A 24,443-nucleotide genomic window follows, 5' to 3' on the forward strand; every position below is an offset into this window, starting at 1 on the left:
GGCGCCGAGAGCGGTTCTGCTCTCGGCGCCGGGAGCGGGACGTGGGCTCAGTAGCGCGGTGAGGCGGACCCCTCGGCCCGGACGCCGGCCCGGCGGACGGCGAGCGGGGTGGCGACGTCCTCGAGGGACTTGTTCTCCGCGGCGACCCCGAGGAACGCGGCGATCAGCCCGCCGAGGGCCATCACCCCGGCGCCGAGGAGGTAGCCGTAGAACAGCGGGGTGCGGTCCTCGCCCTCGCCGATCAGCGCGCTGTAGATCAGCGGGCCGAAGGTGCCGAAGATCTGCGCGATCGAGAAGAAGACGGCGATCGCCTTGGCCCGCACCTCCTGCGGGAAGATCTCGCTGACGGTCAGGTACGCCGAGCTGGCACCGGCCGAGGCGAAGAAGAAGATGATCCCCCAGGCGACGGTCTGCGTCGTCGCGTCGAGGACGTCGGCGCGGAACAGGAACGCCGTCACCGCCAGCAGGACGCCGGAGAGGATGTAGGTGCCGGCGATCATCTTCTTGCGGCCGATCGTGTCGAACAGGTGCCCGAGGACCAGCGGGCCGGCCAGGTTGCCCACCGCGAAGGCGATGAGGAACAGCGGGACGTCACCGGAGTCGACGCCGTAGAAGTTTCCCAGCACCAGCGCGTACGTGAAGAAGATCGCGTTGTAGAGGAACGACTGGGTGATCATCAGCGTGGCGCCGTAGACCGCCCGCCGCGGGTACTCCTTGAACAGCACCCGGGCGAGGGCGAGGTAACCGATGTTCTCGGCCGGTGTCAGGTCGATCGCCTTGTCGGCGGGCACCTCCGGCAGCTTCCGGCCACCGCGCTCGACCTCGTGCTCGATGTAGCCGATCGTCTCCTCGGCCTCGTGCTCGCGGCCGTGCATGATCTGCCAGCGCGGGCTCTCCGGCAGGTGCCGGCGGACGAAGAGGATGACGATGCCCAGCACCGGGCCGAGCAGGAAGGCCAGCCGCCAGCCGACGCTGGGCTCCATGGCGTTGAGGAAGATGAACGTGCCCAGCGTGCCGAGGATCGAGCCGGCCCAGTAGGTGCCGTTGACGGCGAGATCGGTCCGGCCCCGGAACCGGGCGGGGATCAGCTCGTCGATCGCGGAGTTGATCGCGGCGTACTCACCGCCGATGCCCATGCCGGCGATGAACCGGGTGAGGTACAGGAAGCCGACCCACCCCCAGCCGTTGTTGAGCGTCAGCGCGGTCAGGCCGCTGCCGATCAGGTACACGGCCAGGGTGATCATGAACAGCTTGCGGCGCCCGAGCTTGTCCGACAGGCGGCCGAAGAACAGCGCGCCGACCACCTCGCCCGCCAGGTAGACCGACGCGATCAGCCCGACCTGGGTCGAGGACAGCGCCAGGGTCTCCGGTTCGGTGAGCCGCTCCACGACGGCGCTGGCGACGGTGATCTCCAGCCCGTCGAGGATCCAGGCGGTGCCGAGGGCGGCCACCATGCGGGTGTGGAACGGGGACCACGGCAACCGGTCGATCCGCGCCGGGATGAGGCTGCGGATCACGCCGGGTGCTGGTGCCTCGCGAGTTGTCGTCATCGAGCGTCCTCCGGGCTGGGGCCGTGTTCTGTTGTGGGCCGTTGCAGACCGAAACCGTTGTTGCCCAGCCGGGAACTCGATCAACCCCCCGTTCGTTCGACTCTTCTCGGCGGTACCCGGGTCAGCCGACGCGCTCGGCGACCTCCCGCGCCGTCCGCTCCCGGATCCGGTCGACCTGCCGGGACAGGACGGCGTCGAGCAGCCGGTTCACCGGCGTCACCTCGCCCAGCCGGGCCAGGCCGAACCACCGCGGGACGGCGACGGTGCGCGACCGCGGCGCGTCCAGGCAGCGCGCCACCGCCTCCGCCACCCGCCGCGGGTCGATGCCCGGGGAGAGCCGGCCGCGGGCGTCGTCGTCCGAGGCCGGGGGGTGGCCGTGGCCGCGGGCCAGCCACTCGGTGGCCACGAACCCGGGGTTGACGGTGTGCACCCGCACCCCGCGGGCGGTCACCTCCCGGCGCAGCCCCTTGACGAACCCCTGCACGCCGGCCTTGGTGGCGGAGTAGACGGTCAGCGGCGGCACCTGCGCCCAGCCGGCCGCCGAGCCGATGGTGAGGACGTCGGCCCGCCCCCGCTCCCGGGCGGCGGCGAGCAGGTGCGGCAGCGCGAGGCGGGTGAGCTCGACGACCCCGGTGAGGTTGAGCGCGACCATGCCCTCGACCGCCTCGCCGGGCATGTCCTCGACCAGGCCGGCCCAGCCGAGCCCGGCGTTGAGGACGACGGCGTCGAGCCGGCCGTGCTCGGCGAGCACCCGCTCCAGCAGCCGGGCCCGGTCGCCGGCGTCGGCGACGTCGGCGGTCAGCCCGGTCACGCCCGGGACACCGGCGAGCGCCGCCGCCAGCCGGTCGCCGTTCCGGGCGCAGGTCACCACGCGGGCGCCGTCGCCGGCCAGCCGGTGCACGACGGCACGGCCGATGCCGGCGCTGCCGCCGGTGACGAGGACGATCCGGGCACCCGTCGAGGTCATGCGGCGGTCCTACCCCTGGGCGTCACGGCTCCCACCCCCGGCGGCACGGCTCCTCCCCCCGGGCGACATCGCGCACAGGTGTGCATCGAAACCATCCGCCCTGGGCATGCGGGGACCATGCAGTTGCCCGAGCCCAGGGGCCCGCTGACCAGCGCCCTCGTCGCCGACCTCGCCGGCGGCACCACCCTCACCCCCGCCACCCTCGCCGTCGCCGAGCGGGTCGCGGCCGCTTCGGCGCAGCCGCTCCTGGACGACGACCTGCAGGTGGCCCTGGCGGTCTGCTACGAGCTGCACTACCGCGGCTTCGACGGCGTGGCCGAGAGCTGGGAGTGGGACCCGGAGCTGCTGCGGCTGCGCGCGCTGCTGGAGGGGGCGCACACCCGCGCCCTGCGCGCGCTGGTGGGCCCGCTCGAGGTCACCGGCGAGCCCGTCGACCGGCAGCTGACCGCGCTGATCGCGGCCGACGACTCCCCCTCGCTGTCGTCGTACCTGTCGAAGAAGGCCTCGCTGGAGCAGTACCGGGAGTACCTGGCGCTGCGCTCGGTGTACCACCTCAAGGAGGGCGACCCGCACACCTTCGCCGTCCCGCGGCTGTCCGGGCGGGCGAAGTCGGCGATGGTGGAGATCCAGGCCGACGAGTACGGCGGCGGGGCCGCCGAGCGGATGCACAGCGAGCTGTTCGCCGGGATGATGCGCGACCTCGGGCTCGACACGACGTACGGCGCGCTCTGGGACGACGCCCCCGCGATCGCGTTCGCCCTGGTCAACACCATGTCGCTGTTCGGCCTGCACCGCCGCTGGCGCGGCGCGGCGCTGGGCCACCTCGCCGCGGTGGAGATGACGTCGTCCGAGCCGAGCCGTCGCCTCTCGGCCGGCCTGCGCCGGCTGGGCTTCGACGAGCGGACGACGGTCTTCTACGACGAGCACGTCGAGGCCGACGCCGTCCACGAGCAGATCGCCTCGGTGGACATGTGCGGCTCGCTGGTCGCCGACGACCCCGGGCTGGCCGGCGACGTCCTGTTCGGGGCCGCCTGCGCGCTCGCCGTCGACGGGTTGACCGCCCGCGAGCTGATCGCCGCGTGGGAGGCGGGCCGCTCGGCGCTGCGGGGGAGCCGGTCGCTGGCCGCCTGACCAGCAGAAACGATACGGCACCGTTTCGGCTTCACCGCCGCTCGCGGCGACCGATGTCCATGGGCATGTGGCGCCGCACGGACCCCTCGACGACCGCCGTCCTCCCGCCGGAGCGGATGCCGCGGGACGTCGAGGCGCTGGAGCACGTCATCGGGCTGCTCGACGCCGGCGTGTCCGACCCGCTCGAGGCCGTCTGCGTGATCACCCGGGGCCTGGTGGACGCCACCGGGATGGCCTACGGCGGCGTGTGGTGGCCGGCCGGCGAGAGGCGGTTCCTGCTGCTCCGGGAGCACGGCGACCTCGTGCCGGCGATGAGCGCCCGCTGGGACGCCGCCACGGTGCTCGACGAGCACGCCGGCTACGGCGGGCAGGCGCTGCGCGAGCGCGACACGGTGCTGCTCACCGGCGAGCCGGTGCGCGGCCGCTGCCTGCGCTGGGAGACCGCGCACGCGGCCGGCGCGCTGCAGGGGGCGTTCCTGCCGCTGCTGGACGGCGACCGGGTGGTCGCGATCATCGAGTACTACAGCCGCCGGGAGCTGCCCTTCGTCGGCGGCCGGCGGGAGAAGTGGCAGTCGATCGGCCGGATCCTGGCGCACGCCCGCAGGGCCGCGCTCGCGTCCGCGGCCCTGCAGGAGAGCCTCGACGACCGGGTCGCCGTCACCACGGTCGTCTCGCGCGTCGGCGAGGCCCGCGACGAGGCCACCGCGCTGCGGGTGGCCCTCGACACGGTGCGCACCGCGTTCGGCTGGGCCTACGGCTCGTTCTGGGCGCTGGACACCGACGCGCGGGTGCTGCGCTTCGGCGTCGAGTCGGGTTCGGCCGGCGAGGAGTTCCGGGAGGTCACCCTCGAGGCCAGCTTCGCCGAGGGCGTCGGGCTGTCCGGTCGCGCCTGGCAGCGCCGCGACCTGGTGTTCGTCCGCGACCTGGCCGAGGTGACCGACTGCGTCCGGGCGCCCGCGGCGCAGCGGGCCGGCGTCCGCTCCGGCGTCTGCTTCCCGATCACCGCCGGCGGGCGGGTCATCGGCACGATGGACTTCTTCGTCACCGAGACCATCGAGCTGTCGGAGTCGCGGGCCTCGGCCCTGCGCAACGTGCAGACGCTCGTCTCGCAGCGGCTGGACGTGCTGCGGCGCGGCGAGGAGGACGCCGAGAACGCCCGCGCGCTGCTGGAGACGGTCTCGCGGCTGCGCGACGCCGCCGCGGCCGCCGGCCGGGTCGCCGAGCGGGCGGTGGAGCAGGCCTCGGCGATGACCACCCAGGTCGAGTCGCTCGGCGAGGCCTCCGGCGCCATCGGGGAGGTCATCCAGGTCATCTCCGGCATCGCCGACCAGACCAACCTGCTCGCGCTCAACGCCACCATCGAGGCCGCCCGCGCCGGCGAGCTGGGCAAGGGGTTCGCCGTCGTGGCCAGCGAGGTCAAGGAGCTGGCGCGCGAGACCGCCCGGGCCACCCAGCGGGTCACCGACCAGATCGTCTCGCTGCAGGCCAGCAGCGAGTCGGTGTCGGCCGGCATCCACACGACCGGCGGAATCGTCGGGGAGCTCGACGCCGTCCAGGCCCGGATCGGCGAGGTCCTCGAGGAGCAGGTCACGATGGCGGCCCGGTTCGAGAACCGGGGCTGATCAGGCCTCCACCGCCTCCTGCGGCGAGCGCCGCCCGGCCCGGGTGATCGCCCAGCCGAAGGCCGCGGCCACCGGGAACATCAGCACGCCGTACACGGCCGCCGGGACCGCGAGCTCGACGCTGCCGAGCACGCTGATCGCGACCGTGATCGCCAGCGTGCTGTTGTGCACGCCGATCTCGAAGGCGCTGGCGATCGCCTGCCGGTGCACCACCCCCAGCGCCCGCGGGACGACGAACCCCGTGCCGAGGCTGAGCAGGCAGAACAGCAGCGCGGGCAGCCCGACGTCGCCGAGGTAGTCGGCGATGTTCTCCCGCTCGGCGACGATCGTGCCGACGATGACGAGGGCGAGCACGACCGCCGAGACGATCCGCACCGGCCGGTCCATGCGCTCGGCGAACCCGGGCGCGCGGCGCCGCGCCAGCATCCCGATCGCCACCGGCACCAGCACGATCGCGAACACCTGCACCGTCTTGCCGAACTGCAGGCCGATCGAGCCGGCGTCGGCCGGGTCGAACCACGCGATCGCCAGGTTGGTGACCAGCGGCAGGGTGACGACGGCGATCAGCGAGTTCACCGCGGTGAGCGTGATGTTGAGGGCGACGTCGCCGCGGAAGAGGTGGCTGAACAGGTTGGCCGTCGTCCCGCCGGGCGAGGCGGCGAGCAGCAGCAGGCCGACCGCGAGGAGGGGCGGCAGGTCGAACAGGAGGACGAGGCCGAAGCAGACCAGCGGCAGCACGACCAGCTGCAGCGCCAGCGCGATCACGACGGCGCGCGGCTGGCGGCCCACGCGGGCGAAGTCGGCGACGGTCAGCGAGAGCCCCAGGCCCAGCATGACCAGGGCCAGCGCGGCCGGGAGCAGGACGGTGGTCAGCGCCGAGCCCATGGCGGCCTCCGGATCGGGTGCACGGGCCTCCTCGTCGAGACCGTGACGTGCATCCTGGGGCACGCCGGGCGCGCGGTCGAGCGCGGCGCCCCGCGGTCACCCCTCCGGGGACGCCTCCCGCAGCCGCGCGGCGCTGCGGATCCGCGCCGCCGGGCGCGGTCGCGAGGGGGCGCTGGGCGCGGAGAAGCCGGTGCGCTTGTGCGTGCCGTCGCAGAACGGCTTGATACCGGACTTGCCGCACCGGCACAGCGCGATCGTGTCGCGGCCGGGGTCGATCTCCACGCCGTCCTGGTCGACCAGGCGGAAGTCGCCGCGGACGATCAGCGGGCCGTCCCGGTACGGGGTGATCGTGGCGCCGGCGCCGTCCCGGGGCGCCGGGTCGGCGTCCTCGGGCAGGTCCGGGCGGGCAGCGGGTCGCGACACGGCTCCACCCTGCCCCGCGACGGCGGCGCGCACACCTGCCTCACCCGGCCGGGGGGCTGCGCCGCTCCTGCGCCTCGACCTCGACGGCGAGCACCTCCTCGGTCCTCTACCGCGCCTCGGGCACCTGGGCGCCCGTGGCGTCGCGGGACTCGTCCAGCAGCGCGGCCTCGGTCGCCCGCGGCGGGGTCAGCGCCCGGACGACGCCGACGGCGAGCACCGCCCCGACCAGCGGGGCCAGGACGAACAGCCAGACGTGCGCCAGCGGGTCACCGCCGGCGAACAGCGCGGGCCCCAGCGAGCGGGCGGGGTTGACGCCGGTGCCGGTGAGCGGGATGCCGATCAGGTGGACGGCGGCCAGCGTGAGGCCGATCGCCAGGCCGGCGAAGCCTGGCGTGGCGGCGCGGCCGGTGACCAGCAGCACGACCGCGACCAGCACGAAGGTCAGCAGCGTCTCCAGCACGAACGCGCCGGCGCCGTTGACGGTCACGCCCCAGTCGTTGGCCCCCAGGACGCCGGTCTGGTCGGTCACGTCGCCGAACCCGCTGGTGAGCAGCGCCAGCAGCGCCGCCCCGGCGATGCCGCCGGCGAACTGGGCGACCCAGTACAGGCCGGCCTCGCGGGCGGTCATGCCGCGAGAGAGCAGCACCCCGAGGGTGACGGCCGGGTTGATGTGGCATCCGGAGACCGGGCCGATCGCGTAGGCCAGCGCCAGCAGGACCAGGCCGAAGGCCAGGGCGACGCCGGTGGCGCCGACCGCGTCGATGCCGCCGACCGCCGCGCCGACGGCGAGGAAGACCAGCAGCAGGGTGCCGACGAACTCGGCGACCAGCGAGCGGACGAGGGTAGGGGGCACGGCGGGACCTCCGCGGCACCGCAGCCGCTCCCCCGGTCGCCGTCGGCGACAGCGGTGCGGATCGGGTCCAGGCTTCTCCTCCCCGGTCGCGACACGCCAGGGTTTCCGGGAACACCGCGACCCGTTCGGCGTCGGCGCTATGTCAGGTGCCGTACACACGCGTACCGTCGGCTTCGTGACGACAGGGGGCCCGGCCGAGCGCCGGCCACCCTTCGACGTGGTCGTGCTGGCGGCGTCGACGGGCGGCGTGGCGGCCCTGCGCACGGTCCTGGGCGGGCTGCCCGCCGCGTTCCCCGTCCCGCTCGTGGTGGTGCAGCACCGCGCGCAGGACGCCGGCGATCTCCTCACCGGCATCCTCGCCCGCACCACCCCCCTGCCGGTGCGGTCGGCGACCCCGGGCCCCCTGCTGCCCGGGGTCACCGTGCTGCCGCCGGGCACGTCCGCCGAACCCACGTCCTCCGGCGGGCTGGTCCTGCACCCCTCCCCGACCATCGAGGCCGCCGACCGGCTGCTGACCGCCGCCGCCCGCGCGTACGGCGGCCGGGTGCTGGCCGTCGTGCTCACCGGCCGGCTGTCCGACGGCGCGGCCGGCGTCCGGGCGGTGAAGCGGGCCGGCGGGCGGGTGCTGGCCCAGGACCCCGCCGACGCGCAGGCGCCGGGCATGCCGAGCGCCGCGCTGGCCACCGGCTGCGTGGAGCACGTGCTGCCGCTCCGGCTGATCGGGCCCGCGCTGGTGGCCTACGCGATGGCCCCCGGCGCCGCCGACCTGCTCGCCGTGCCACCCGCGCCCTGGGCCCGGCTGAGCCCGGCTGGGCCTGCCTCCCCCGGCCCCCCGGCCTGATCCGCGCCGCCGCGCCTCGCCTGCCCCGAGCCGAGGGGTCCGGCCTCCTCCCGGAGGTGTCCCGTGTCCGCACCGGTGCCTGACCCCACGACCAACCTGCTCCTGCGCGGCCTCCCCTGGGAGGAGCTCGACCGGCTCACCGGCCTGCTCGAACCGGTGTCGCTGGACGTGAAGGACACCGTCTACGAGCGCGGCAAGCGCATCGACCACCTGTACTTCCCCCTCGACGGGGTGCTCTCGCTGATCGCCACCGTGGAGGGCGAGGCGGCCGTCGAGGTGGCCACGATCGGACGCGAGGGCGTGTCCGGGCTGCCGGTGTTCCTCGGCGCGACGAGCAGCCCGCACGACTGCTTCTGCCAGATCGGCGGGTGCTTGCTGCGCCTGGCGACGGAGGACCTGCGCACCTTCCTCGCCTCCGACGGGGCGCTGCACGACGTCCTGCACCGGTACACCCAGGCGACGATGGTCCAGCTGGCGCAGAACGTCGCCTGCAACCGCCTGCACACCACCGAGCAGCGGTGCGCGCGCTGGCTGCTGCAGACCCGTGACCGGGTGGGCGCGGACGAGTTCGCGCTCACCCAGGAGTTCCTCGCCCAGATGCTGGGCGTGCGGCGCGGCACCGTGTCCCTCACGGCGGGCGTGCTGCAGCAGGCCGGGCTGATCCGATACACCCGGGGGCGGATCACCGTGCTCGACGTCGAGCGCATGCACGAGGCGGCCTGCGACTGCTACGACATCGTCCAGGTCGAGTACGACGGGCTCAGCGGCGCCCCCGAGACCTGACCGGGTCAGCCGGCCTGCCCGTAGAACACCTCGTCGACCACGCCGCGGGCCCGCCGGGTGGTGCGGCGGTACTCGTCGACGAACCGGCCGGGGTCGGTGTCGGGCCCGTACCCGCAGGCCCGGGCGACGCCGGCCAGCTCCAGCCCGGCGCGGGGCAGCTGGTCGCTCGGCCGCCCGCGGACCAGGAAGATCGCGTTGCGGGCCCGGCTGGCCAGCTCCCACGCCGCCCGCAGCACGTCGGCCTGCTCGGCGGTCAGGTCGCCCCGCGCGGCCAGGGCCGCCAGCGCGTCGACCGTCGAGGGCACGCGGAGACCGCCGTCCGCGGCGGCGTGCTGCAGCTGCAGCAGCTGCACCGTCCACTCGACGTCGGCCAGCCCCCCGCGGCCGAGCTTGGTGTGCGTGGCCGGGTCGGCGCCCCGGGGCAGCCGCTCGCGCTCCACCCGGGCCTTGATCCGCCGGATCTCGGCCACCTGCTCCGCCGTCAGCCCGCCCTCCGGGTACCGCAGCGGGTCGACCAGGGCGACGAACTCGGCGCCGAGCTCGGGGTCCCCGGCCACGGGGACGGCGCGCAGCAGCGCCTGCACCTCCCAGACGTCGACCCAGCGCTCGTAGTACTCGCGGAAGGCGTCGAGGCTGCGCACCAGCGCCCCGTGCCGCCCCTCCGGGCGCAGGTCGGCGTCGACCTCGAAGGCGGGGTCGGGCGCGGGCGCGCCGAGCAGCCGGCGCAGCGTGTGCGCGACGGCGTTGGCCGCGGCGGCGGCCCTGCCCTCGTCCGCCCCCGGCCGGGCGCGGTGCACGAAGAGCACGTCGGCGTCGGACCCGTAGCCCATCTCCCCGCCGCCGAGCCGGCCCATGCCGATGACGGCGAGGTCCATGGGGACGTCGGCGACGTCGGCGCCGGCCTCCTCCGCGTGCGCCCGCAGCGCCGCGTCGAGCCCGGCCTGCAGCGTGGCGACGGCGATGTCGGTGAGCGCGCGGCCCACCCGGACGACGTCGAGCCGGCCCAGCAGGTCGGCGCTGGCCACGCGCAGCAGCTCCTGGCGGCGCAGCGCGCGGATGACGCGGATGCCCTCCTCGGGGTCGGGGGCCCGCCGGGCCGCCGCGCGCCAGGCGCCGGCGAGGGCGGCCGCGCCGCGCGGCTCGAGCTCGTCGTCGTCGGCCAGGATCTTCAGCGCCTCGGGCGTGCGCGTGAGCAGGCCGGCGACGTACTGGCTGGAGCCGAGGAGCAGGGCGAGCCGCTCGGCCACCTGCCCCTCGTCGCGCAGCAGCCGCAGGAACCACTGGTTGCCGCCGAGGGCCTCGCTCACCTTGCGGTAGGCGAGCAGGCCGGCGTCGGGGTCGGCGCACGAGGCGAAGGTCTGCAGCAGCACCGGGAGCAGGTACTTCTGCATCGACGCCGACCGCGACACCCCGCCGGTCAGCGCCGCCATGTGCCGCAGCGCGCCCTCGGGGTCGGCGAAGCCGAGGGCCCGCAGCCAGTCGCCGGCCGCCTTCGAGCCCAGCTGCATCTGCTCCCCCGGCACGCGGGCCACGGCCGAGAGCAGCGGCCGGTAGAAGAGCTTCTCGTGCAGCCGCCGCACCTCGCGGTTGTGCAGGGCGAGCTCGGCGCGCAGGACGTCGACGGCGTCCCCGCGGTGGTCGGGCTTGTAGCCGAGCGAGCGGGCCAGCCAACGCAGCTGCTGCTCGTCGGTGGGCAGCAGGTGGGTGCGGCGCATGCGCAGCAGCTGCAGGCGGTGCTCGACGGTGCGCAGGAACCGGTAGGAGGCGATGAGGGTGTCGGCGTCGTCGCGGCCGACGTAGCCGCCGGCGCGCAGCGCCATCAGCGCCGGCAGCGTGCCGCCGACCCGCAGCGACGCGTCGGCGCGGCCGTGCACGAGCTGGAGCAGCTGGACGGCGAACTCCACGTCGCGCAGCCCGCCGCGCCCGAGCTTGATCTCGCGGTCGGCCTGCGCCGGCGGGATGTTCTCCTCGACCCGGCGGCGCATGGCCTGCACCTCGGCGACGAAGCCGGGGCGGTCGCCGGCCTTCCAGACCTGCGGGAACAGCGCCTCGACGTAGGCGCGGCCGAGGTCGGGGTCGCCGGCGACCGGCCGCATCTTCAGCAGCGCCTGGAACTCCCAGGTGCTGGCCCACTGCTCGTAGTAGCTGGTGTGCCCGCGGAGGGTGCGCACCAGGGCGCCGGCCTTGCCCTCGGGGCGCAGCGCGGCGTCGACCTCCCAGGCCGCCTCCCGGCAGATCCGCATCAGGGCGGCGGCGACCCGGGTGGCGCTCTGCACCGCCGGGGCCTCCGGGTCGGTGGGGTCGACCGGCTCGGCCACGAAGACGACGTCGACGTCGCTGACGTAGTTGAGCTCGCGCCCGCCGGCCTTGCCGAGGGCGATGACGGCCAGCCGGCAGGCCGCGGCGTCGGCGGGCTGCTCGGCGACCGCGATCGCCAGCGCGGCGTTGAGCACCGCGGCGGCGATGTCGGCGAGCTCGCCGGCGACGTCGTCGGCGCCCAGGCTCTCGCCCAGGTCGCGTCCGGCGAGGCTGACCAGCGCGCGGCGGTAGGCCAGCCGCAGCGCCGTCACCCGGTCGGGCGCGGCGTCGGGCGCCCCCTTGCCCAGCCGCACGCCCCACGGCGGGTCGTCGGGGTCGGCGCCGACGGCGACCAGCATCTGCCGCTCGAGGGCGTGCGCGGTGGGGCGGGCGCTGCCCCGGCCGTCGCCGTCGAGGACCGTCCAGTCGGCGGGGTTGGCGGCCAGGTGGTCGGCCAGCCCGGCGCTGGCCCCCAGCAGGGAGAGCAGACGGGCGCGCAGCGGCGCCGAGCCGCGCAGCCGCGCCAGCAGGGAGGCCGCCGAGCCGCCGCCGGGGTCCTCCTGGTCGAGCGCCTCCACCAGGCGGTGCAGCGAGCGCGCGGCCAGGTCGGGGTCTCCGGCGCGGGCCAGGGCGCTCACGACGGGGCCGGCCTCGGGGTCGGCCGGCTCGTTGCGGTCGAGGTCCCACAGGCCGATCGCAGGGTCGGAGAGGATCCGGGCCGCTTGCTCGCCGTCGTCGAACCCGAACCGGGCCAGCCGGACGACGGCCCGCCGCGGCACCTCCCGCGCGCCGGGTGCGGTCATCTCAGGCGGCCAGCCGGGCGCTGCCGCGCACCAGCTCCGCGAAACGGGCCGCGAACGGCGCCCACACCTGCTCGACGTCGGGGTGGGCGAGGTCCATGCGCAGGCAGATCGTGTCGAGGTCGAGCGGGCTGGCCGCGATGCCCTCGGTGTCCCGCTCGGCCCACGCCCGGGCGATCTCGGGGGTGGTCTCGATGTGGAACTGCAGGCCGTAGACGTTGCGGCCGACGCGGAAGGCCTGGTTGCCGTAGACCGGGTTGCTGGCCAGCAGGGTGGCGCCGTCGGGCAGCCGGGAGATCTCGTCGTGGTGCCACTCGATGACGTCGGGCGTCATGGGCAGCGGCCCGAACAGCGGGTCGGCATCGGCGGCGTCGCGCTTGGCCACCAGCGAGGCGCCGACCTCGGGCCCCTCGACGCCCTTGCGGGTGGCGCCGCCGCCGGCCTGGGCCAGCAGCTGCGCGCCGAGGCAGACGCCGAGGGTGGGGACGTCGTCGGCGATCGCCCGCCGCAGCAGCGCCCGCACGCCCACCAGCTCGGGGTGGACGTCGTCGGGCTCCATCGACGTCTGCGGGCCGCCCAGGACGAGCAGGCCGTCGTGGCCGTCGAGGTCGGCGGGCAGCTCGTCGCCGCCGTCCTCGGGGCGCACGTAGCGCTCGTCGAGCTCGAGGCCGGCCGCCCGCAGCCACTTCCCCAGCCGCGCCGGCGGATCGGTGCGGCTGGGGACGACGACGAGCAGGCGGGCGGCGCGGGCTGACACGCGATCGAGCCTAGTTCGCCCCCGCCGGCCCGCTCCCGGGACCGAACTCGCGCTGCGGGTGTCCTGCAGCACCCCGGGGAGCGCGAGCTCGCCCCCCGCAGCGCCCGCTCCTGCGGCGAGGTCTCCTACAGGCCCGGGAGGTAGCGGCGCAGCTCGAACGGCGTCACGTTCTGCCGGTAGGAGGCGAACTCCTCGCGCTTGTTGCGCAGGAAGAAGTCGAAGACGTGCTCGCCGAGGGTCTCGGCGACCAGCTCGCTGCCCTCCATCGCGCTCAGCGCCTCGCCCAGGGAGACCGGCAGGTCCTCGTAGCCGGCGGCGCGCCGCTCGGTGTCGGTGAGCGACCAGACGTCGTCCTCGGCCTCGGGCGGCAGCTCGTAGCCCTTCTCGATGCCGCGCAGGCCGGCGGCCAGCAGGACGGCGAAGGTGAGGTAGGGGTTGCACGCCGAGTCGGGCGAGCGGATCTCCACCCGCGCGGAGTTGGCCTTCGACGGCTTGTACGACGGCACGCGCACCAGCGCCGAGCGGTTGGCCCGGCCCCAGGTGACCGCGGTCGGCGCCTCGGTGCCGGCGAGCAGCCGCCGGTAGGAGTTGACCGTCTGGTTGGTGATGGCGGTGAACTCGCGGGCGTGGGTGAGCAGGCCGGCGACGAACTGCTTGCCGGTGGTCGACAGCCGGATCGGGTCCGACGCGTCGTGGAAGGCGTTGCGGTCGCCCTCGAACAGCGACACGTGGGTGTGCATGGCCGAGCCGGCCAGGTCGGTGAACGGCTTGGGCATGAACGTCGCGTACACGCCCTGGGCCAGCGCGACCTCCCGGACGACGTGCCGCAGCGTCATGATGTTGTCGGCCATCGACAGCGCGTCGGCGTAGCGCAGGTCGATCTCCTGCTGGCCCGGCGAGACCTCGTGGTGGCTGAACTCCACCGAGATGCCCATGGCCTCCAGCGCGAAGACGGCCTCGCGGCGGAAGTCGTGCGCCACGTTGTGCGTGGACAGGTCGAAGTAGCCGCCGGTGTCGGCCGGCTCGGGCGGGCTGCCGTCGGTGGGCAGGTCCTTGAGCAGGAAGAACTCCACCTCGGGGTGGGTGTAGAAGGTGAAGCCCATGTCGGCGGCCTTCGACAGCGTCCGCCGCAGCACGTGCCGCGGGTCGGCCCAGGCCGGCGAGCCGTCGGGCAGGGTGATGTCGCAGAACATCCGCGCGGTGTCGCTGGGCCGCCCCTCGCGGGCCGGCATCACCTGGAAGGTGCCGGGGTCGGGCTTGGCCAGCATGTCGGACTCGTAGACGCGCGCGAAGCCCTCGATCGCCGACCCGTCGAAGCCGATGCCCTCGGCGAACGCGGCCTCGATCTCGGCCGGCGCGACGGCGACCGCTTTCAGGTAGCCGGTGACGTCGGTGAACCACAGCCGCACGAAGCGGATGTCGCGTTCCTCGAGGGTGCGCAGGACGAACTCCTGCTGTCGGTCCATGCTCGCCATGATCTGATCCGCTCGTTTCCGCTCTGTGACGTCGCCCGCTACAGCTTTGCAGGCTGCCCCTCCCGGGGGACGGTCACACGGCCCCGGCCGGGGAGAGTCGCGCGTCGGCGGTACCCAGCAGGCGCCCGGCCAGCCACGCGGCGTCCTCCCCGACGAACCCGAGCAGCGCCGAGCCGCGGGTCCACTGCCACGGCAGGCCCAGGAACGCCAGGCCGGGCACCGGGCTGATCCCGCGCTCGTGGACCACCTGCCCGTCGACCACCGCGCCGGGGACGTCGAGCCAGGAGTGGTCCGGCCGGTACCCGGTGGCCCACAGGACGGCGTCGAACGCGGCCGACGTCCCGTCGGCGAACCGCACCACCCGGCCCTCGCCCGCGACCGCCCGCGGCCGCAGCGCGATCCCCCGCGACCGCAGCCCGCGCCACGTCGTCCCGACGACGAGCTCGCGGCCGCGGAACCGGCGGCCGAGGCGGGAGCCGGCGGTCGCCCGGATCAGGCCGAGGGTGGTGAGCCACCAGAACAGGTCGCGGCCCAGCGGCCGCTGCGGGACCGTCGTCGGCCGGGTCCCGACCGCCACCGTGACCGCGCGCCCCGCGGCGGCGAGCTCCTCGGCGATCTGCAGCCCGGAGTTGCCGGCCCCCACGACCAGCACGGCGCCGGCCGGCAGGTCGTCCGGGCGGCGGTAGCCCGCGCTGTGCAGCTGGGGCACCTCGGGGGCGAGGCCGAGCGCCGGCACGTGCGGCGTCTGGAACGGCCCGGTGGCGACGACGACCTGCCGGGCGGTGATCTCCCCCGTCGTCGTCCCGGCCAGGAACCCCTCGCCGGCCCGCGACAGGCGGGTGACCCGGCAGCCGAGGCGCACGGGCAGGTCGAACGCCTCCGCGTAGGCGGCGAGGTAGGCGGCGACCTCGTCCTTGGTCGGGTAGGTGCCGGCCGGCGCGGGGAAGGGCAGGCCGGGCAGCGCGTCGTGCTCGGCGGCGGTGAACAGGCGCAGCGAGTCCCACCGCGAGCGCCACACGTGCCCGACGGCGTCGCCGGCGTCGACGAGCAGGAACCGGGCGCCGGCCCGCTGCAGGTGGTGGCCGAGGGCGAGGCCCGCCTGGCCGGCGCCGATCACGAGGACGTCCAGGGGGTGCTCCAGCGTGGAGGTCGTCATGCGCTCGACGCTAGGGACGGCGGACGCGGGCTCGGACCGGTGAAACCACCGGGATCGGCTCAGTCGAGGGCCAGCGCGGCCAGCTCGGTCCGGCTGCTGACGCCGAGCTTGGCGAACACGTTGCGCAGGTGGAAGTCGACGGTGCGGGGGCTCAGGAACAGCCGGGCGGCGATGTCCCGGTTCGTCAGGCCCTGCCGCACCAGCGTGGCGACCTGCTGCTCCTGCGGGGTGAGCGCGGGCACCTCGCCCTGGTCGCGGCGGCGGGCGGTCTCCCCGGACGCGCGCAGCTCCTGGCGGGCCCGCTCGGCCCAGGGCTCGGCGCCGAGGTCCTCGAAGGTCTCCAGCGCGGCGCGCAGCTGCGCCCGGGCGTCGACCCGCCGGCGCGAGCGGCGGAGGAACTCGCCGTAGGCGAGCTGGGTGCGCGCCCGGGCGGGCACCCGCGCCGACCGGCCGTGCGCGGCCAGCGCCCGCCGGAAGTGCTCCTCGGCCGCCGGCCCGTCGGCGAGCACCGCCCGGCCGTGCTCGACCAGCGCGGTGGCCCAGTCAGAGCCGGTGGCCGCGGCGAACTCCTCCAGGTCGGCCAGCCAGTCGCGGGCCAGGTCCTCCCGGCCGGCGTGGACGGCGGCCTCGACCCGGTCGAGGCCCGCCCAGCGCCGGGCCAGCGGGTGCTCGATCTGCGCCAGGTACCGCAGGGACGCCGCGGAGCCGGCGCCGGCCCGCACGGCCCGCGCCCAGCGGGCCAGGTCGGTCACCGTGCCGGCCAGGATCCCCAGCGGCTCGGTGGCGACGATCTCGTCCAGCGCGGCCAGGTGCTCGTCGGCGTCCTCCCCCCGCCAGGCGGCGACCACCGCCAGCACGGCGAGCGGCAGCGCGGTCAGCCCCCGCTGGCCGGTGTTCTCGGCCAGCGGCAGCGCCTCGGCCGCCCCGGCCACCGCCGCGGACCAACGCCCGGTCGCCAGTTGCGGGAAGGCCTTCCGGGTCAGCGCGTAGAGCACCATCACCAGCGCGCCGGTGCTGCGGGCCCGCGCCAGCAGCCGGTCGTCGAACCGGAACGCCGCCGCGTCGTCGCCGATGTGCATGGCGGCGATGCCGAGGTTCGGCAGCAGGTCCTGGTCGTCGTCGGCGAGGTCCTCGGCCAGCGCCATGGCCCGGCGCAGGTGGGTCGCCGCCGTCCGCCAGTCGCCGGCCGGGACGGCGGCCAGGCCGCGGAGCAGGTCGTCGAAGCAGCGCACCCGCACGGGGGCGTCCGGCGGGGGCACCGGCACCAGCGACGTCGGCTCGATGCCGGTGCCCGACCGCGCGCCGAAGGCGGCCAGCGCGGCGGCGAACATGGCCATCTCCCGCGCCCGCTGCTCGTCGTGCGGCGCGACCTCGGCGGCGGCCTCCAGCACCAGCCGGTGCCCGAGGTCCAGCGACCCGGTGTTCCACTCGATCCGCGCCCGCAGCCGCCGCACGTCGGCGAGCAGCCCCGGCTCGTCGGCCTGCGCCGCCGCGGCGTCGGCCAGCCCCCGCGCGCGGGCCGGCTGGGCGGCCAGCCAGGCGCACCGGGCGGCGGTGTAGAGCCGCAGCGCCCGGCCCTCCCGGGACGGCGACAGCTCGGCGGCCCGCTCGGCCGCGGCGGCCGCCGACTCGTGCCCGCCCCGGTGGTGCGCGCGCTCGGCGGCCCGGTCGAGCTCGGCGACGACGGACTCGTCGGGCTGCTCCGCGGACGCCGCGAGGTGCCAGGCGCGGCGGTCGACGTCGTCCGCGGCCGTCATCGCCGCCGCCAGCGCCCGGTGCACCCGCCGCCGCTGCGTGCTCGTCGCGGCGCCGTAGACGGCCGAGCGCACCAGCGGGTGCCACAGCTCGAGCACGCCGTCGCGGAACCGGACGAGACCCGAGCGCTCGGCCGCCTCCAGCCCCTCCTCCCCCACGCCGAGCTCCGCCGCGGCCGCGCGGACCGTGGCGACGCGGCCCGAGTCGTCCGCGGCGGCGACCAGCAGCAGGGTCTGCGCGCCGTCGGGCAGGCGCCGGCTGCGCTCGAGGAAGGCCCGCTCCACGCCCTCGGTCAGCGGCAGCCGCTCGGGTAGCGCCTCCGCGCCGGACAGCTGCTCGCGGCCCAGGGTCCGGGCCAGCTCGACGAGGGCCAGCGGGTTGCCGCCCGTGCCGGCCACCAGCGCGTCGCCGACCGCCGGAGGCACGGCGACGCCCGCCAGCGCGCCGAGCAGCGCGGCCGCGGCCTCCCGGTCGAGGCCGCCGAGCTCGACCGCGGGCAGGTCGCCGGCGTCGAAGGTGCGCACGTCGCCGGTGCGCGCGGCGAACAGCAGCCCCACGTGCTCGAGCTCCAGGCGCCGGGCGGCGAAGAGCAGGGCGCTCGCGGAGGCCTCGTCGAGCCAGTGCGCGTCGTCGACGACGGCGAGCACCGGCTGCCGCTCGCCGGCCTCGGCCAGCAGGCTCAGCACCGCGAGGTAGACGAGGAAGCGGTCCTCGGCGCCACCCTCCACCTCGCCGAAGACCGCCCGCAGCGCCCGGGTCTGCGGTGCCGGCAGCCGGTCGGCCGCGCCCATGAGCGGGCGCAGCAGCCGCTGCAGCGCGGCGAAGGGCAGCGGGAACTCCGACTCGATCCCCTGGGTGCGCAGCAGGGTCATGCCCTCGGTCGCGGTGACCGCCTCGGCCAGCAGCGCGGACTTGCCCGCTCCCGGGGACCCGCGCAGCACCAGGGCGCCGCCGTGCCCGCCGCGGATCCGCTCGACCAGCCCGGCGACGGCGGCGCGCTCGGTCTCCCGGCCCTGCAGCACGGGGAGGCAGCCTAGTTGCGGGACGGGATCGGCCGGTAGCACCGCCGCCGCGTCGTCCCTCACCCCAGGGGGGTCCTCCCCCGCGTCCCACGGTGAGGGGGACCCGCCGGGATCGGGTCACCTGGTCGCGGCCGCGGCGAACCCGGCGATCGCCCTGGCGATTTCCCCGGCGCGACCCCGGTGGCCGGCGCACGAGTCTCGACGGCGTCCGATCCACCGGCCCCCGAGGAGCCCGATCCCCATGCTGAGCCACACCCCCCGCGCCTTCGTCGGCACGACCACCTTCCAGGTCGGCGGCATGACCTGCGCGCACTGCGAGCGCGCCATCACCGAGGAGATCAGCCGCGTCGACGGCGTCCGCTCGGTGCGCGTCGACCTGCCGACCGGCACCGTCACCGTCTCCGCCGAGCGCCCGGTCGACCGCGCGGACATCGCCGCCGCCGTCGACGAGGCCGGCTACGCCCTCCTCCCCTGACCAGCCCGCTCCCCGCCCGGAGAACCCCGTGAGCACCGAGACACCCCACGCCGAGACCCTGCACGCCGAGACCCTGAGCGCCGAGACCGCGCACGCCGAGGCCCCGCACGAGCACCGCCTCAGCAAGAAGAAGTTCGTCCTGCACTACCTCGAGATGGTCGTCGCGATGGCCGTCGGGATGGTGGCCCTGCACCCGGTCTGGAGCTACCTGCTCGACGCGCTCGACGCCTCCTGGCTGATGCGCGACGACTACACCGGCGCGCTGATCATGGCCACGAACATGACCGTCGCCATGTCGGCCTGGATGCGCTTCCGCGGCCACGGCTGGCGCCCGATCGCCGAGATGGGCGCGGCCATGTACCTGCCGTTCCTCGTCCTGTTCGTCCCGCTCGCGTTCGGCCTGATCACCGCCGGCGGGATGATGCTCTGGGGCCACATCGGGATGCTGTTCGCGATGGGCCTGGCCATGGCCCTGCGGCCGGCCGAGTACGCGCACTGCTGAGGCGCCGGCCATGACCACCACCGCCACCCCTCCCGTCACCCCTGCTGCCACCCCTGAGGTCACCGAGGCGTTCGCGATCGGCGGCATGACCTGCGCGTCGTGCGTCGGCCGGGTGGAGAAGGCCCTGCGCCGGGTCGACGGCGTCCGCGAGGCCACCGTGAACCTGGCGACCGAGACCGCCACGGTCGCGTACGACCCCGCGGTCACCGGCCCGGGCGACCTGGCCGCGGCCGTCGGCCGCGCCGGCTACTCGGCCACCGTGCGCCGTCCCGACCCCGACCCTGACCCCGGGCCCGCGGCGCCGGCCGCCCCGGCGGAGGCGGCGGACGACGACGGGCTGACCGCGCTGCGGCGGCGCTGGCAGGTGGCCCTGGCCACCGGCCTGGCGCTGATGGCCGTCATGTACGTGCCCGTCCACCTGGACACCATGGACTGGCTGATGCCGGCGATCCTCGTCGTCGCCAGCGTCGTGCAGTTCTGGGCCGGCCGCGACGTGTACCGGGCCGCCTGGGCCGCCGCCCGCCACGGCAGCACCACCATGAACACGCTGGTCGCGCTCGGCACCGCCGTCGCGTACGGCTACAGCGCCTTCGTCACCCTCTGGCCCGGGCTCGCCGAGAGCTGGGGCCTGCCGCTGCACGTCTACTTCGAGACGTCGCTGGTGGTCATCGCGCTCGTGCTCATGGGCCGGTGGCTGGAGGCGCGGGCGAGGAAGCGGACGGCGGCGGCCATCACCGCGCTGGTCGGGCTGGCGCCGACGACGGCCCGCGTGCTGCGCGACGGCGCCGAGGTCGACGTCCCGGTCGAGCGGCTCGTCGTCGGCGACCTGGTGCGCGTCCGGCCCGGTGAGAAGGTGCCGGTCGACGGCGTCGTCACCGAGGGCCGCACCACCGTCGACGAGAGCATGCTGACCGGCGAGAGCCTGCCGGTCGACAAGGCGGCCGGCGACCCGGTCATCGGCGCCACGCTCAACCGCACCGGCTCGGTCGTGCTGCGGGCCACCGCGGTCGGCCAGGACACCGCGCTGGCGCAGATCGTGCGGCTGGTCGAGGACGCCCAGGGCGGCAAGGCGCCGATGCAGCGCCTCGTCGACCGGGTGGCCGCCTGGTTCGTGCCGGTCGTGCTGCTGCTGGCCGCGGCCACCGCCGTCGTGTGGGCGCTGGCCGGGCCCGAGCCGGGCCGGCTGACCATGGCGATCACCACCACGGTCGCCGTGCTGATCATCGCCTGCCCCTGCGCGCTCGGGCTGGCCACGCCCACGGCGGTCATGGTCGGCACCGGCCGGGCCGCCGAGCTCGGCATCCTCATCGGCAACGGGGAGGCGCTGGAGCAGGCCCGGCGGATCACCGCCGTCGTCCTGGACAAGACCGGCACGATCACGCGCGGCCGGCCCGCCGTCGTCGACGTCGCCGTCCGGTCCGGCTGGTCCGAGGCCGAGGTGCTGTCGCTGGCCGCGGCCGCGGAGATCGGCAGCGAGCACCCCCTCGGCGAGGCGGTCGTGGGCGCCGCCCGCGACCGCGGCCTGCCGATCCCGCCCGCCGACTCGTTCGAGGCCGTGCCCGGCCGCGGCGTCGACGCCGTCGTCGCCGGCCGCCGGGTGCAGGTGGGCAACCGGGCGCTGCTGGCCGGGCGGGAGCTCGGCGACCTCGACGCCGCCGGCCGCGCCGCGGCGGCGGCCGGGCGGACGCCGGTGTTCGTCGCCGTCGACGGCGAGGTCGTCGCCGCGGTGACCGTCGCGGACCCGGTGCGGCCGGAGTCGGCCGACGCCGTGGCGCAGCTGCGGGCCCTCGGCCTCGAGGTGTGGATGCTCACCGGCGACGCCGCGGCCACCGCGCGCGCCGTGGCCGCGGAGGTCGGCATCGAGCACGTGGTCGCCGACGTCCTGCCGGCCGAGAAGGACGCCGCGATCGCCCGGCTGCAGGCCGAGGGGCACGTCGTGGCGATGGTCGGCGACGGCATCAACGACGCGCCCGCGCTGGCCCGCGCCGACCTCGGCATCGCCATCGGCACCGGCGCCGACGTCGCCGTCGCCGCCTCCGACGTGACGCTGGTCGGCGGCGACCTGCGCGGCATCGTGGCCGCGATCGCCCTCTCCCGGCGCACCGTCGCGACGATCCGGCAGGGCCTGGTCTGGGCGTTCGGCTACAACGTCCTGCTCATCCCCGTCGCCGCCGGCGCCCTGTACTGGTGGGACGGGCTGCTGCTCGACCCGGTGCTCGCCTCGGCGGCCATGGCGATGAGCTCGGTGAGCGTGGTGACCAACGCGCTGCGGCTGCGCCGGTTCCGCCGGCCCGCCGGCGCCGCGGAGATCGCGCACCCGCCGCTGCGGACCCGGGTCGGCTCGGCGGCCTACCTGCTCACCGTCGCGGTGGTCGCGCTCGCCCTCGGCGCCGGGTTCACCTGGCTCTCCCGCACCGAGGCCGCCTCGCGCGGCATGAACGGCCTGCTGGCCTGGACGGAGTCGACCGGCATGCCGATGCGCCCGGCGATGAGCGAGATGATGACCGCCGAGGTGCCGGCCACCGAGGCGGCCGAGGAGGGGCTGTCCGTGCGGCTCGACGTGCCCGCCGACGTGCGGCCCGGACGGCCCGCGCGGCTGGTCGCCACGGTCGTGGACGCCGACGGCCGGCCGGTCGAGGACCTCACCCGGTCCCACCAGGCGTGGATGCACCTCATCGCCACCCGCGCCGACCTCGGCACCTTCGCCCACGTGCACCCACAGCCCACGGGCCGGCCGGGCGAGCTCGCCGTCGACCTGGTGTTCCCGACCGCCGGCGACTACGTGGTCAACACCGAGTTCCGGCGCGAGGGCGAGATGGGCGACCTGCACCAGCGGCAGGTGGTGACCGTGCGCGGCGCCGCGCCGGCGCCCGAGGTGCTCACCGCCGGCCCGCGTGCCGTCGTCGTGGACGGCGTCCGCGTGGAGCTGCACGGCGAGGCGGAGGTGGGCGCCGCGAGCGACCTCGACTTCGTGCTCACCGACGCGGCGACCGGCCGGCCGGTCGACGACCTGCAGCCCTACCTCGCCGCGGCCGGGCACGTCGTGGTCATGCGCGCCGACGGCCGGACGTTCGCGCACGAGCACGCCGAGGTCACCGACGACGACGGCCGTCCGGTGTTCGCCGTCCCCGGCACGCGGTTCGGCCCGGAGCTCGCCGTGCACGCCGAGTTCGACACCCCCGGCGTCTACCGGTTGTGGGCGCAGTTCCGGCTCGCCGACGGCCGGGTGCTCACCGCCCCGTTCACCGTCGCCGCGTCCTGACACACCCCCTGGAGGAGAGATGAGGACGATGACCGTGCAGGTCCGCCGCGCCGGCCCGGCCGACGCCGCCGCCGTCCTGACGATGGTGCGCGAGATCGCCGCCCACGAGGGCGCCGCCTACGACGGCACCGAGCAGCGCTGGGCCGAGATGCTCGGCCGGGACGACGTCGTCGTGCTGCTCGCCGAGCGGGACAGCGAACCGGTCGGGTACGTCTCGGCGCTGCGCGGCCTGCACCTGTGGGAGGGCCGGGACGTCCTGCGCCTCGACGACCTGTTCGTGCGCGCCGGCGCCCGGGACGGCGGGATCGGCCGGCTGCTCATGACCGAGCTGGGCCGGCGAGCCGCGGCCGAGCGCCTGCTCGTCCGCTGGGAGCTGGAGGAGGGCAACGCCGGCGCCGAGCGGTTCTACCGCCGGCTGGGCGCCACCGTGCGCACGAAGAAGATCGCCGCCTGGCGCCCGGACGGAGCCGTTCCGGCTTAGCATCAGATCGCCATCAGGAGGCGTCGCGGCACGGACGCGACCTGCGCGTCCGCCGCGGCGCCGGTGGCGGAGGGCGAGATGGACGTCGTTCTCACGGTCCTCGTGGTGGTGCTGCTCGGCCTGGCGGTGCTCGCCGGCGTGAGCCTGCGCGTGGTGGACCAGTTCGAGAAGGGTGTGGTGCTCCGCTTCGGCCGGCTGCGCGGCGCGCCACGCGAGCCGGGGCTCACCTTCATCGCCCCGCTCGCCGACCGGCTGCACAAGGTGAACATGCAGGTGGTGACCATGCCCGTGCCGGCGCAGGAGGGCATCACCCGCGACAACGTCACGGTCAAGGTCGACGCGGTCGTCTACTACAAGGTCTACGACCCGGTCCGGGTGGTCGTGGGCGTGCAGAACTACCAGGCCGCGATCGCCCAGGTCGCCCAGGCGTCGCTGCGGTCGATCATCGGCAAGAGCGACCTCGACGACCTGCTGTCCAACCGGGAGCGGCTCAACCAGGGGCTGGAGCTGATGCTCGACAACCCGGCGGTCGACTGGGGCATCCACATCGACCGGGTCGACATCAAGGACGTCGCCCTGCCCGAGTCGATGAAGCGCTCCATCGCCCGGCAGGCGGAGGCCGAGCGGGAGCGCCGGTCGCGGGTGATCACCGCCGAGGGCGAGCTGCAGGCCTCCGAGAAGCTGTCGCAGGCGGCCGCGGTGATGAGCGCGCAGCCCGCCGCCCTGCAGCTGCGGCTGCTGCAGACCATGGTGGAGGTCGCCGCCGAGAAGAACTCCACCGTCGTGCTGCCCTTCCCGGTGGAGCTGCTGCGCTTCCTCGAGCGCGCCACCCCGCCGGAGCCGCGCCCCGGGGTGCCCGCGCCGCGGACGCCGTCGCCGGACGGGGCCGTCCCGGCCTGACCGGGCTGCCACACTCGGCCGGTGCAGCCGCGCCGACTCGTGCTGATCCGCCACGCCGAGGCCGCGGCGGGCCGCGTCGACGCCGACCGGCCGCTGACCGAGCGGGGGGAACGCGACGCCGCCGCGCTCGGCGCCGCGCTCCCCCGCCCCGACCGGGTGCTGGTGTCGCCCGCCCGCCGGGCGGTGCAGACGTGGGAGCGGGCGGCCACCGGCGTCGGCCCGGTGGTCGAGCCCCGCCTCTACGACAACGACGTCGACCTGCTGCTCGCCGTCGTCCGGGAGACGCCCGAGGAGGTGCGCACGCTCGCCGTCGTCGGCCACAACCCGTCGGTGGGCGGGCTGGCCCACCTGCTGGACGACGGCGCGGGCGCTCCCGCGGCCCGCGACGGCGTCGCCCTCGGCTTCCCCGCCGGCGGGGTCGCCGTGTTCGACGTCCCGGTGCCGTTCGCCGCGCTCGAGTTCGGCGGGGCGACCCTCGTCGGCTTCACCGCCCCCCGCCGCTGAC

At 75.9% G+C, this 24,443-nt stretch carries 20 protein-coding genes; 10 read left to right on the plus strand and 10 right to left on the minus strand.

What is annotated here, in order from left to right:
* Window positions 1–47 precede the first annotated feature (47 nt).
* A complete protein-coding gene (locus tag ACI78S_RS19530; protein ID WP_456976405.1) occupies window positions 48–1,550 on the minus strand; it encodes an MFS transporter in 1,503 nt (500 codons plus the stop codon).
* A 121-nt stretch (window positions 1,551–1,671) separates the two neighbouring features.
* Entirely contained in the window at window positions 1,672–2,517 is an 846-nt protein-coding gene (locus ACI78S_RS19535) for an SDR family oxidoreductase (RefSeq protein ID WP_456976407.1), read from the minus strand.
* Between the two features lie 117 nt (window positions 2,518–2,634).
* Here ACI78S_RS19535 and ACI78S_RS19540 point away from each other — a divergent pair, with 117 nt between their 5' ends.
* Entirely contained in the window at window positions 2,635–3,648 is a 1,014-nt protein-coding gene (locus tag ACI78S_RS19540; RefSeq protein WP_456976409.1) for an iron-containing redox enzyme family protein, read from the plus strand.
* A 65-nt stretch (window positions 3,649–3,713) separates the two neighbouring features.
* Entirely contained in the window at window positions 3,714–5,270 is a 1,557-nt protein-coding gene (locus ACI78S_RS19545; protein WP_456976411.1) for a methyl-accepting chemotaxis protein, read from the plus strand.
* On the opposite strand, the gene ACI78S_RS19550 is transcribed toward ACI78S_RS19545, so the two are convergent.
* The 3 genes from ACI78S_RS19550 to ACI78S_RS19560 all read right to left on the minus strand — a co-directional run bounded on the left by ACI78S_RS19550 (window position 5,271) and on the right by ACI78S_RS19560 (window position 7,431).
* On the minus strand, window positions 5,271–6,155 hold the full coding sequence (locus ACI78S_RS19550) for a bile acid:sodium symporter family protein (RefSeq protein WP_456976413.1): 885 nt from the start codon (window positions 6,153–6,155) through the stop codon (window positions 5,271–5,273).
* A 96-nt stretch (window positions 6,156–6,251) separates the two neighbouring features.
* Window positions 6,252–6,578, minus strand: coding sequence for a CDGSH iron-sulfur domain-containing protein (locus ACI78S_RS19555; RefSeq protein ID WP_456976415.1), 327 nt, complete (start codon window positions 6,576–6,578; stop codon window positions 6,252–6,254).
* 106 nt (window positions 6,579–6,684) lie between these two features.
* Complete coding sequence (locus tag ACI78S_RS19560) at window positions 6,685–7,431, minus strand: aquaporin (protein WP_456976417.1); 747 nt, start codon at window positions 7,429–7,431, stop codon at window positions 6,685–6,687.
* Between the two features lie 175 nt (window positions 7,432–7,606).
* Here ACI78S_RS19560 and ACI78S_RS19565 point away from each other — a divergent pair, with 175 nt between their 5' ends.
* Both ACI78S_RS19565 and ACI78S_RS19570 read left to right on the plus strand, forming a co-directional pair.
* The gene (locus tag ACI78S_RS19565) at window positions 7,607–8,272 is read left to right on the plus strand and encodes a chemotaxis protein CheB (protein WP_456976419.1); all 666 of its coding nucleotides are present in this window, start codon (window positions 7,607–7,609) and stop codon (window positions 8,270–8,272) included.
* 75 nt (window positions 8,273–8,347) lie between these two features.
* A complete protein-coding gene (locus tag ACI78S_RS19570) occupies window positions 8,348–9,055 on the plus strand; it encodes a Crp/Fnr family transcriptional regulator (RefSeq protein WP_456976421.1) in 708 nt (235 codons plus the stop codon).
* 5 nt (window positions 9,056–9,060) lie between these two features.
* Here ACI78S_RS19570 and ACI78S_RS19575 read toward each other — a convergent pair whose 3' ends face one another.
* The 5 genes from ACI78S_RS19575 to ACI78S_RS19595 form a co-directional block, all read right to left on the minus strand.
* Window positions 9,061–12,156 carry a bifunctional [glutamine synthetase] adenylyltransferase/[glutamine synthetase]-adenylyl-L-tyrosine phosphorylase gene (locus ACI78S_RS19575; RefSeq protein ID WP_456976423.1) on the minus strand — a complete coding sequence of 1,032 codons (3,096 nt, stop codon included), beginning with the start codon at window positions 12,154–12,156 and terminating at the stop codon, window positions 9,061–9,063.
* A gap of 1 nt (window position 12,157) precedes the next feature.
* Window positions 12,158–12,910, minus strand: a complete 753-nt coding sequence (locus ACI78S_RS19580; RefSeq protein ID WP_456976425.1) for a type 1 glutamine amidotransferase — start codon at window positions 12,908–12,910, stop codon at window positions 12,158–12,160.
* A gap of 125 nt (window positions 12,911–13,035) precedes the next feature.
* A complete protein-coding gene (locus tag ACI78S_RS19585; RefSeq protein ID WP_456976427.1) occupies window positions 13,036–14,376 on the minus strand; it encodes a glutamine synthetase family protein in 1,341 nt (446 codons plus the stop codon).
* A gap of 82 nt (window positions 14,377–14,458) precedes the next feature.
* Entirely contained in the window at window positions 14,459–15,541 is a 1,083-nt protein-coding gene (locus tag ACI78S_RS19590) for a flavin-containing monooxygenase (RefSeq protein ID WP_456976429.1), read from the minus strand.
* Between the two features lie 59 nt (window positions 15,542–15,600).
* Window positions 15,601–18,318 (minus strand): ATP-binding protein, encoded by a 2,718-nt coding sequence (locus ACI78S_RS19595; RefSeq protein WP_456976431.1) that lies wholly within the window; start codon window positions 18,316–18,318, stop codon window positions 15,601–15,603.
* Between the two features lie 241 nt (window positions 18,319–18,559).
* Between ACI78S_RS19595 and ACI78S_RS19600 the strand changes: the two genes are divergently transcribed.
* The 6 genes from ACI78S_RS19600 (at window position 18,560) to ACI78S_RS19625 (ending at window position 24,442) form a co-directional block, all read left to right on the plus strand.
* Window positions 18,560–18,793, plus strand: coding sequence for a heavy-metal-associated domain-containing protein (locus tag ACI78S_RS19600; protein WP_456976433.1), 234 nt, complete (start codon window positions 18,560–18,562; stop codon window positions 18,791–18,793).
* A gap of 28 nt (window positions 18,794–18,821) precedes the next feature.
* Window positions 18,822–19,295 carry a hypothetical protein gene (locus ACI78S_RS19605; RefSeq protein WP_456976435.1) on the plus strand — a complete coding sequence of 158 codons (474 nt, stop codon included), beginning with the start codon at window positions 18,822–18,824 and terminating at the stop codon, window positions 19,293–19,295.
* A gap of 10 nt (window positions 19,296–19,305) precedes the next feature.
* On the plus strand, window positions 19,306–22,557 hold the full coding sequence (locus ACI78S_RS19610) for a heavy metal translocating P-type ATPase (protein WP_456976437.1): 3,252 nt from the start codon (window positions 19,306–19,308) through the stop codon (window positions 22,555–22,557).
* Between the two features lie 28 nt (window positions 22,558–22,585).
* Complete coding sequence (locus tag ACI78S_RS19615) at window positions 22,586–23,038, plus strand: N-acetyltransferase family protein (protein WP_456976439.1); 453 nt, start codon at window positions 22,586–22,588, stop codon at window positions 23,036–23,038.
* Window positions 23,039–23,116: 78 nt separating this feature from the next.
* Window positions 23,117–23,938 carry a slipin family protein gene (locus ACI78S_RS19620; protein WP_456976441.1) on the plus strand — a complete coding sequence of 274 codons (822 nt, stop codon included), beginning with the start codon at window positions 23,117–23,119 and terminating at the stop codon, window positions 23,936–23,938.
* 21 nt (window positions 23,939–23,959) lie between these two features.
* Window positions 23,960–24,442 (plus strand): SixA phosphatase family protein, encoded by a 483-nt coding sequence (locus ACI78S_RS19625; RefSeq protein WP_456976443.1) that lies wholly within the window; start codon window positions 23,960–23,962, stop codon window positions 24,440–24,442.
* Window position 24,443 lies beyond the last annotated feature (1 nt).

Source organism: Geodermatophilus sp. SYSU D00815 (assembly GCF_054050035.1).